8 protein-coding genes and 1 pseudogene are annotated in these 8,545 nt (G+C 74.4%); 2 read left to right on the top strand and 7 right to left on the bottom strand.

Annotated elements, in window-relative coordinates; all coding sequences use genetic code 11:
• Positions 1–38: 38 nt before the first annotated feature.
• The gene (locus ACFOWE_RS07575) at positions 39–1,541 is read right to left on the bottom strand and encodes an aldehyde dehydrogenase (NADP(+)) (protein WP_377286337.1); all 1,503 of its coding nucleotides are present in this window, start codon (positions 1,539–1,541) and stop codon (positions 39–41) included.
• A gap of 534 nt (positions 1,542–2,075) precedes the next feature.
• Here ACFOWE_RS07575 and bla point away from each other — a divergent pair.
• Positions 2,076–2,951 carry a class A beta-lactamase gene (gene bla, locus ACFOWE_RS07570; protein ID WP_377286469.1) on the top strand — a complete coding sequence of 292 codons (876 nt, stop codon included), beginning with the start codon at positions 2,076–2,078 and terminating at the stop codon, positions 2,949–2,951.
• Between the two features lie 55 nt (positions 2,952–3,006).
• Here bla and ACFOWE_RS07565 read toward each other — a convergent pair whose 3' ends face one another.
• Entirely contained in the window at positions 3,007–3,597 is a 591-nt protein-coding gene (locus tag ACFOWE_RS07565; RefSeq protein ID WP_377286335.1) for a TetR/AcrR family transcriptional regulator, read from the bottom strand.
• A 95-nt stretch (positions 3,598–3,692) separates the two neighbouring features.
• Between ACFOWE_RS07565 and ACFOWE_RS07560 the strand changes: the two genes are divergently transcribed.
• Entirely contained in the window at positions 3,693–4,514 is an 822-nt protein-coding gene (locus ACFOWE_RS07560) for a thioesterase family protein (RefSeq protein WP_377286334.1), read from the top strand.
• 123 nt (positions 4,515–4,637) lie between these two features.
• On the opposite strand, the gene ACFOWE_RS07555 is transcribed toward ACFOWE_RS07560, so the two are convergent.
• The 5 genes and pseudogenes from ACFOWE_RS07555 to ACFOWE_RS07535 form a co-directional block, all read right to left on the bottom strand.
• On the bottom strand, positions 4,638–4,964 hold the full coding sequence (locus ACFOWE_RS07555) for a PadR family transcriptional regulator (protein ID WP_377286333.1): 327 nt from the start codon (positions 4,962–4,964) through the stop codon (positions 4,638–4,640).
• Between the two features lie 158 nt (positions 4,965–5,122).
• Positions 5,123–6,709: an acyl-CoA synthetase gene (locus ACFOWE_RS07550; protein WP_377286332.1), complete on the bottom strand. Its 1,587-nt coding sequence runs from the start codon at positions 6,707–6,709 to the stop codon at positions 5,123–5,125.
• 113 nt (positions 6,710–6,822) lie between these two features.
• On the bottom strand, positions 6,823–7,974 hold the full coding sequence (locus tag ACFOWE_RS07545; RefSeq protein ID WP_377286330.1) for a thiolase domain-containing protein: 1,152 nt from the start codon (positions 7,972–7,974) through the stop codon (positions 6,823–6,825).
• A 6-nt stretch (positions 7,975–7,980) separates the two neighbouring features.
• Entirely contained in the window at positions 7,981–8,133 is a 153-nt protein-coding gene (locus tag ACFOWE_RS07540) for a hypothetical protein (RefSeq protein WP_377286329.1), read from the bottom strand.
• A gap of 5 nt (positions 8,134–8,138) precedes the next feature.
• Positions 8,139–8,545 (bottom strand): annotated as a pseudogene (locus ACFOWE_RS07535) (lipid-transfer protein); the annotation flags it as partial.

The following is an 8,545-nucleotide window of genomic DNA, read 5'->3' as shown; positions in this document are numbered from 1 at the left end:
CCGGGGCCGCCGGCCGGGGCTCGGAGGCGGTCAGGCGGTCAGGCGGTGAGGGCGCCGTCGACGCGGCGCGGGATGCCGAGGGGGTTGTCCTCGCGCAGCTCCGCCGGGAGCAGCTCGGCGGGCCAGTCCTGATAGCTGGTGGGCACCAGCCAGCGGCGGATGGCGGCGGCGCCGACCGAGGTGTGCGCGGGGGCGCTGCTGGACGGCCACGGGCCGCCGTGGTGCATGGCCCAGCGCACGGCGACGCCGGTGGGCCAGCCGTTCCAGATCAGCCGGCCCGCCTTGCGGGTCAGCACCTCCGCGATCTGGCCGGCCTCGGCCGGGTCGGTCGCGTGCACGGTCGCGGTGAGCGAGCCGTCCAGCCGCTCCAGCACGGCGGGCAGCTCGGCCGGGTCGCGGTAGGTCACCACGATCCCGGCGGGGCCGAAGCACTCCTCGGCCACCCTCGGCAGGCCCGCGGCGAACGACGCCAGGTCGGTGGTGAACAGCTTGGGGGCCACCGCGTAGGCGCCCTCTCCGTCCCGGCCCTCGGCCAGCGGGGTGAGCTCGGACAGGCGCTCCAGCTCGTGCAGGAAGCTCTCCCGCATGCGCGCGGTCAGCATGGGCCCGCCGGTGGTGGCGGCGACCGCGTCGGCGAGGGAGCCCAGCAGCACGCTGTCGTCGGGCACGAACAGCAGGCCGGGGTTGGTGCAGAACTGGCCGACGCCCAGGGTGAGGGAGGCGGCGAAGCCCTCGGCGAGGCCCTCGCGGCGGGCTGAGGGGAGCACGACCACGGGGTTGACGCTGCCCAGCTCGCCGTAGAACGGGATGGGGTCGGGCCGCTCGTCGATCATGGCCTGGATGGCCTTGCCGCCGGGGATGGAGCCGGTGAAGCCGATGCCCACCACGTGGGGATGGCGGACGAGGCACCCGCCGGCCTCACGGCCCCGGACCAGGCCGAGCAGGGCCGGGTCGGGCAGGGCGCCCCGGATGACCTCGGCGGAGAGCTCGGAGGTGCGGGGGTGGCCGTCGTGGGCCTTGACCACCACGGCGCACCCGGCGGCCAGCGCCGAGGCGGTGTCGCCGCCGGCGACGGAGAAGGCGAAGGGGAAGTTGCTGGCCGAGTAGACGCCGACCACGCCGGGGAGCGGGCGGTTCATCCGGCGCAGGTCGGGGGCGGGCGGCTCGGTGCTCGCGTGGTCGATGACCGCCTCGGCGTACCCGCCGTCGCGCAGCACCTTGGCGAAGAGGCGGAACTGCCCGGCGGCGCGGGCGACCTCACCGCGGAGCCGGGTCTCGCCCAGCGCGGTCTCGGCGTCGGCGACCCGCCACAGCTCCTCGACGTTCTTCTCCAGCGCGTCGGCCACGGCCTCCAGCACCTGGGCGCGGGTCTCGCCGGCGCCGCCGGACAGCTCCCGGACGCGCTCGGTGGCGGGCAGCTCCCGCCAGGCGCGGCCGGCGGCGTGGGCCGCGCGGACGATGGCGTCCGCCTCCTCCGCGGAGTTCGCGCGGAAGGGCTCGCCGACGGTCTCGCCGGTCCGGGGGTCATATGAGTGGATCATCGAAAAGCCTTTCGTCACCGGGTCGGCCGCGGCGCTCGGAATCGGGCCATCCTCCGTCGGGCCACCCTCTAAGGTAAGCGCTTTCCGCATTCTGTGCCACCTCATCCCCCACCGAATCCCCCACCGAATCCCCCACCGAGTCCGCGCCGCGGATGGAGCCGGGAGGGCCGCGCCGTTCCGGAGAGGGCGGGCGGGCGGCCCGGTACGGCGCGGACACGGCTGTGAACCGGTCTCGTAGGCGGACGCGTGTCGTCGCCGGACCGGTACCCGGTGTTGGACAGCGGCCGGCAGGATCTGGTTCGCTGCTGCCCTCCGGCGGACGAGGGCCGCCGACGCGGGCGGCGCGGACGAGAGCGAGGACACGGTATGCGGCATCCCGGCACCCGCCGCCTTCCGGCGGCGCTGCGAACGGCCGCGCTGGCGGTCGCCCTCCTGACGGGCTGCACCGCCCCCGGTACGGGCACCGTCCCGGCCGCGTCCTCGCCCACGTCCTCGTCCTCGTCCTCGTCCTCCACCGTGCCGGGCACACCCGCCATGGCCACACCCACCACGGCCACACCCACCACGGCCACACCCACCACGGGCACGCCGGCGCCCGGCCAGGCCGCCGCCCGCCGGGAGCTGCGCGCGCTGGAGGCCTCCTTCGGGGGCCGCATCGGCGCGTACGCCCTGGACACCGGCACCGGGGCGGTGGTCTCCCACCGGGCGGACGAGCGCTTCCCGCTGCTGTCCACCTTCAAGGCGCTGGCCGCCGCGGCCGTGCTGCACCGGGCCCGCACCGCCGAGCCCGGCCTGATGGAGGAGCGGGCGCACTGGACCGCCGCCGACCTCCAGAACCACTCCCCGGTCACCGCCGAGCACGTGAAGGACGGACTGACCGTCGCCGAGCTGTGCGAGGCGGCCGTCACACAGAGCGACAACACCGCCGCCAACCTGCTGCTGGAGCGGATCGGCGGACCCGCGGGCCTGACCCGCCACCTGCGCTCGCTGGGCGATCAGGTCTCCCGTCTGGACCGGCGGGAGCCCGGGCTCAACGACTGGCGCCCCGGGGAGCGACGGGACACCACCACCCCCGCCGCCGTGGCCCGCACCCTGCGCGCCCTGACGGTCGGCGACGCGCTCCACCCCGAGGACCGGGAGCGGCTGAACGGCTGGCTGCGCGCGAACCGGACCGGTGACGCGCGCGTCCGCGCCGGTCTGCCGGAGGAGTGGGCCGTCGGCGACAAGACCGGCACCGGCGGGACCTACGGCACCGCCAACGACGTCGCCGTCGCCTGGCCCGCCGAGGGTGCGGCGCCCATCGTCATGGCGGTCTACACCAGCCGCCGGACCGTCGGCGCCGCCCACGACGACAAGGTCGTCGCCGAGACCGCGACCGTCCTCGCCCGCGCCCTCGGCAGGCTCCCCTAGCGCCTCCGGCGGCGCACGCCGCTCCCGCCGGCCGAGGAGCCCGGAGGCACGGCCGCTACGCCGGGCGCCCGGCCTCGATCGCCGACCGGCAGAGCGCTCCCAGCTCTTCGACCACCGTGTCGAGCGGCGCCGGGCTGCGCTGGGCCTGGGCGAGGACGAGCGCTCCCTCGATCGCGCCGACGACGAGCACCGCCACGGACCGCGCCCGCTCCGGGCCGGCCCCGTCCGCGACGAGCTTGCCGGCGAGCAGTTCGCACCAGTGCTCGAACGCCTCCCCCGCGACGTCCCGGGCGGCCCGTTCGGTGCCCAGGGCCGCCGCGACGATCGGACAGCCGACGGCGTAGTCACCGGCCTCGAGGCCGCGGCGCCACAGCCCGGCCAGCTCGCGCAGGGCTCCCGGAGCGTCCGCCGCCTCCAGCACCCGGGCCACTCCGGCGCTCAGCTGGCCGGCGGCGCTCCGGGTCGCCTCCTCGACGAGCTGGGACTTGCCCTGCGGGAAGTGGTGGTAGACCGAGCCGCGCGGCGCGCCGCTGTCGGCCAGCACGTCCGCGAACGAGGTCGCGGCGACGCCGCGCCGGCGGATCAGCCCGATCGCGCTGCGGATCATCGCCTCCCGGGGCCCGGCCGGGTCCTGTCGTCTCGCCATGCGACCTGCTTTCCCGTCACCGCTGGTTCCTATGTAAGTTGTCATACATATATCCGGTGGGAACCGGAACATCCACCCTGCTTCGAGGAGACAGCGTGACCGAGATCGACGCTCCGCCGCACCCGTTCGACGCGGCCGTCGCACTCGCCCCCGCGGCCGACGGCCGCCTGCGGGGCCGGACCCGGCCGGAGTACGCGAACATGGTCGGCCCCTTCGGCGGCGTCACCGCCGCCACCCTCGTGCAGGCCGTCCAGCAGCACCCCGACCGGCTCGGCGACCCGATCTCCCTCACCGTCAACTACGCCGGTCCCGTCTCCGACGGGGACTTCGACGTCACCGCGCGGGTCGTGCGCACCAACCGGACCAACCAGCACTGGATCCTCGAACTGGCGCAGGACGGCGTCGTCACGACCACCGCCACCATGCTGTCCGGCCTCCGCCGCGACACGTGGTCGGACACCGAGCTCGCCATGCCGTCCGTGCCGCCGCCCGACGCCGTCCCCGCCCAGGGCTTCCCGGACTTCATCGCGTGGGCCCGCAACTACGAGCTGCGGTTCGTCGAGGGCCCCGTGCCGGACCAGGACGCGGGCGAGCACCCGGACTCGACCTCGACGCTCTGGGTGCGCGACGCCCCGGCCCGCCCCCTCGACTTCCCGGCGCTGGCGTCGATGTGCGACGTGTTCTACCCGCGGGTGTTCCTGCGGCGCGGACGGTACATGGCGGCCGGCACCGTCTCCCTGACCGTGTACTTCCACGCCGACGCCGAGGAGATCGCGGCCTGCGGCGAGGACCACGTCCTCGGCACCGCGCGCACCCACCGCTTCTCGCGGGGCTACTTCGACCAGAGCGCCCGTCTGTGGGGCCGCGACGGCACCCTGCTGGCCTCCAGCCACCAGCTCGTCTACTTCAAGGACTGAGGGTCCGCGGCGCCGGGCCGCCCGGCGCCGCGAGCGCGCATCCGGCCGGCGGCGCCGCGGCCCGCGCTTCGGACGCCTTCCGTTCCCCGGTGAGGCCGCCGCCCGTGATGGTCTCCCGGACGTTCACCTCCCGCCCTCCCTGAGCCTGTCGATCCGCGACGAGACGTACTCCCATTTCGCCCAGAACCTCGCGAGCTCCTCGCGCCCCGCGGCGTTGAGCGCGTAGAACTTGCGCGGCGGGCCCAGCCCGGATGGCCGCTTCGTCACCTGGACGAGCCCGTTCCTCTCCAGCCGCAGCAGGATGGTGTACACCGTTCCTTCGACGACGCCGGTGAAGCCGAGTTCGTTCAGGCGGCGCGTGATGGCGTACCCGTATGTCTCCTCGCCGCCGATGATCTCGAGCACGCAGCCCTCGAGCGTGCCCTTCAGCATCTCCGTCAGGTCGTCCATCCCCGCCTCCTCCACCCCACTACTCCGTGGTACCAAGTACCACTATACGGTAACACGGAGTAGTGGAAGCGGCGGCGCGGTCAGGCGGACCCGGCCGGGAGGTCCGCGCCGGGGGCCGCACCGGGGGCCGTACCGGGGGCCGCACGCCGTACCGGGGGCTATGCCGAGGCGGCCTGGACCGTCTCCCTCGCCCAGCGGTAGTCGGCCTTGCCCGCCGGGGAGCGGACCACCTCGTCGACGAAGGCGAAGGTCCGGGGGACCTTGTATCCGGACAGCCGGGTGCGGCAGTGCGCGTCGAGCTCCTCGGCCGTCACCGGCGTGCCGGGGCGGGGCTCGACCACCGCGGCGACCCGGCTGCCCCAGTGCTCGTCGGGCACCCCGGTGACGACCGCGTCGAAGACCGCCGGGTGGCCCTTGAGGACCGCCTCGACCTCCTCGGGGTAGACCTTCTCCCCGCCGGTGTTGATGCAGACCGAGCCCCGCCCGAGGACCGCGATGGTGCCGTCCTCCTCGACCGTGGCCATGTCCCCGGTGAGCAGCCAGCGCGTGCCCGCCGCGTCGGTGACGAAGGTGCTGCGGGTCTTGGCCTCGTCCCGGTAGTAGCCGAGCGGGATGCGCCCGCTCCGGGCGACCGTGCCGATCTCTCCGGAGCCGGGCTTGACCGGCTCCAGGGACTCGTCGAGCACGACCAGGCCGGAGGCGGCGTTCGGCTGGTAGCGCAGCCCGGTCTCCGGCGAGGAGCCCGGGACCGCCGAAGCGGTGTAGCCGGACTCGGTGGAGCCGAAGTTGTCGACGATCATCACGTGCGGGAGCAGTTCCTGGAGCCGGTCGCGGACCGCGCCGGTCAGGATCGCCCCGGTGGAGCTGAGCACGCCCAGCGACGACAGGTCGTAGGAGCCGGCGGCCAGCTCGTCGGCGAGCGGCCGGGCCATCGCGTCGCCGGTGATGTTGATCGTGAAGACCTTCTCCCGCTCGATCGCACGGAGCACCTCGACCGGGTCGAACCGGCGGACGTAGACCACGGTGCCGCCCATCCACCAGCAGATGAAGGTGGCCATCTGGCCCGCGCCGTGCATCAGCGGGGCCACCGGCATCATGACCAGCGGCCCGCCGGCCCGCGCCTGCTCGACGACGGCCTCGGGGGTGGGGAGGGGGTCACCGTACGGGTTCCCGCCGCCGAAGGCGAAGAACAGGTCCTCGGTCCGCCACATCGTGCCCTTGGGCATGCCGGTCGTGCCGCCGGTGTAGATGATGTAGACGTCGTCGCCGGAGCGGGCGGGGAAGCCGCGCGTCTCCGGCTGCCCCGCCAGCGCGATCTCGTACGGCACCGCCGCCGCGATCTTCGACGGGCCGCCCACCGCGACCAGGTGGGTGAGGGCGGGCACCTGGGGCACGACGGCCGCCACCCGGTCGTCGAACTCCACGTCGAACAGCAGGGCCGTGATCTCCGAGTCGGTGTAGAGGTAGAGCAGCTCCGCCTCGACGTAGCGGTAGTTGACGTTGATCGGCACCGCCCGCAGCTTGAGCGCGGCCAGCAGCGCGGCGATGTGCTCGACGCCGTTGTAGAGGTGGATGCCGACGTGGCTCCCCGGCCCGACCCCGTGCGCGGCCAGGTGGTGCGCGAGCCGGTTGGCGTGCGCGTCCAGCTCCGCGTAGGTCACACGGCGCTCGCCGCAGACGACGGCGACGCGCTCCCCGATCGCGTCCGCGAGTCCTTCGAACAGATCTGCGTGGTTGAACTCCATCGGGGGGCTCCTCAACCGTCTCGATGCGACCTTCTCGTCCCTGCTCGTCCCTGTTGTTCTGTGTCGTCCTCGCGGCCGCCGGCCGCCTGCCGTCCTCCGGGGTTCCGCGCGCGCTACGGCCGGTCGGCGCCGACCATCCACATCGCGAAGAACTGCGCGCCTCCCCCGTAGGCGTGCCCGAGGGCCCGGCGGGCGCCGTCGACCTGGTGCTCGCCCGCCATCCCGCGGACCTGCAGCGCCGCCTCGGCGAACCGGATCAGCCCGGAGGCGCCGATCGGGTTGCTGGACAGCACCCCGCCGGAGGGGTTCCACGGGATGTCGCCGCCGAGCTCGGTGGCCCCGGACTCGGTGAGCTTCCACCCCTCCCCCTCGGCGGCGAAGCCGAGGTTCTCCAGCCACATCGGCTCGTACCAGGAGAACGGCACGTAGACCTCGGCCACGTCGATCTCCCGGCGCGGGTCGGTGATCCCTGCCTGGCGGTACACGTCCGCGGCGCAGTCGACGCCCGCCTGCGGGCTCACCGCGTCGCGATCCGCCCGGAAGATCGGCTCCGAGCGCATCGCCGTACCGTGGACCCAGGCGGGGGTGCCGGTGACCGCCTTCTCCGAGGCCAGGACCAGCGCGCACGCGCCGTCGCTGGACGGGCAGGTCTCCAGGTAGCGGATCGGCTCCCAGAGCATCGGGGTCGACTCGACCATCGCCCGGTCGATGCCGGGGATCTGAAGGTGGGCGTAGGGGTTCTTCAGCGCGTTGAGCCGGTCCTTGACCGCCACCAGCGTGCCGATGTGGTCCGGCGCGCCGGAACGGCGCATGTACTCGCGGATGTGCGGGGCGAAGTAGCCGCCTGCGCCGACGACCAGCGAGGCGTTGAACGGCCCGTGCGTGGACAGCGCCCAGGTGGCGTTGGACTCCGACTGCTTCTCGAAGGCGACCACCAGCACCCGCTCGTGCACGCCGCCCTGGATCAGGGAGGTGCCGACCAGCGCGGTGGAGCCGCCGACCGAGCCGGCGGTGTGCACGCGCATCATCGGCTTGCCGGCCGCGCCGAGCGCGTCGGCCAGGTACGCCTCCGGCATCATCACGCCCTCGAACAGGTCGGGCGCCTTGCCGACGACGACGGCGTCGATGTCCTTCCAGGTCAGCCCGGCGTCCTCCAGCGCCCGGGCGGCGGCCTCGCGGACCAGCCCGGCGATCGAGACGTCCCGGCGCTTCGTCCGGTACTTCGTCTGGCCGACCCCGATGACCGCGCAGCGGTTACCGCTCATGGCCGCTCACCGCCCCTCGTCCGCCGCGAGGGCCGCCCTGGCCTCGCGGACCGCTCCGCCCGCCGTGCCGGGTCCGCCCGCGTCCGTCCGGCCGTTCGCGTGGCCGTTCGTCCGGCCGTTCGCGTGGCCGTTCATGTGGCCGTTCATGTGGCCGTTCATGTGGCTCAGCCCTCCATCACGGCGACGAGGTTGTGCTGCAGACAGGGGCCGCCGGCGGCGTGCCCGACCGTGCGGCCCGAGGCGCCGTCGATGATCCGCCGGGCCGCCTCGCCGATCCGGATCAGGCCGGTGGCCATGACGGGGTTGGCGGCCAGCGGGCCGCCGCTCGGGTTGACCTCGGTGCCCTCCGGCAGGGCCAGGGCCTCGCGGAGGATCGGCTCCTCGTGGCTGAACTGCACGTGCAGCTCGGCGACGTCGACGCCGGCCTTGCCGACCCCGGCCGCGCGCGCGGCCTCGGCCGCGGAGGCCGACCGCGCGAGGTCCCGCATGCCCAGGTAGTGCGGGTCGATGCGGTGGGCGATGCCGGTGATCCAGGCGGGGCGCTCGCACACCCTCCGGGCGAGGTCCCCGG

The organism is Planomonospora corallina, assembly GCF_042650625.1.
Taxonomy (GTDB): Bacteria; Actinomycetota; Actinomycetes; order Streptosporangiales; family Streptosporangiaceae; genus Planomonospora_B; species Planomonospora_B corallina.
Note: the sequence above shows the minus strand (reverse complement) of the source record. Positions and strands in the feature narration are given on the sequence as shown.

Bases quoted from the DNA above. Each gene is read 5' to 3' on its own strand.
- ACFOWE_RS07575 (WP_377286337.1), bottom strand. From the start codon at position 1,541: ATGATCCACTCATATGACCCCCGGACCGGCGAGACCGTCGGCGAGCCC.
- bla (WP_377286469.1), top strand. From the start codon at position 2,076: ATGGCCACACCCACCACGGCCACACCCACCACGGCCACACCCACCACG.
- ACFOWE_RS07565 (WP_377286335.1), bottom strand. From the start codon at position 3,597: ATGGCGAGACGACAGGACCCGGCCGGGCCCCGGGAGGCGATGATCCGC.
- ACFOWE_RS07555 (WP_377286333.1), bottom strand. From the start codon at position 4,964: ATGGACGACCTGACGGAGATGCTGAAGGGCACGCTCGAGGGCTGCGTG.
- ACFOWE_RS07550 (WP_377286332.1), bottom strand. From the start codon at position 6,709: ATGGAGTTCAACCACGCAGATCTGTTCGAAGGACTCGCGGACGCGATC.
- ACFOWE_RS07545 (WP_377286330.1), bottom strand. From the start codon at position 7,974: ATGAGCGGTAACCGCTGCGCGGTCATCGGGGTCGGCCAGACGAAGTAC.
- ACFOWE_RS07540 (WP_377286329.1), bottom strand. From the start codon at position 8,133: ATGAACGGCCACATGAACGGCCACATGAACGGCCACGCGAACGGCCGG.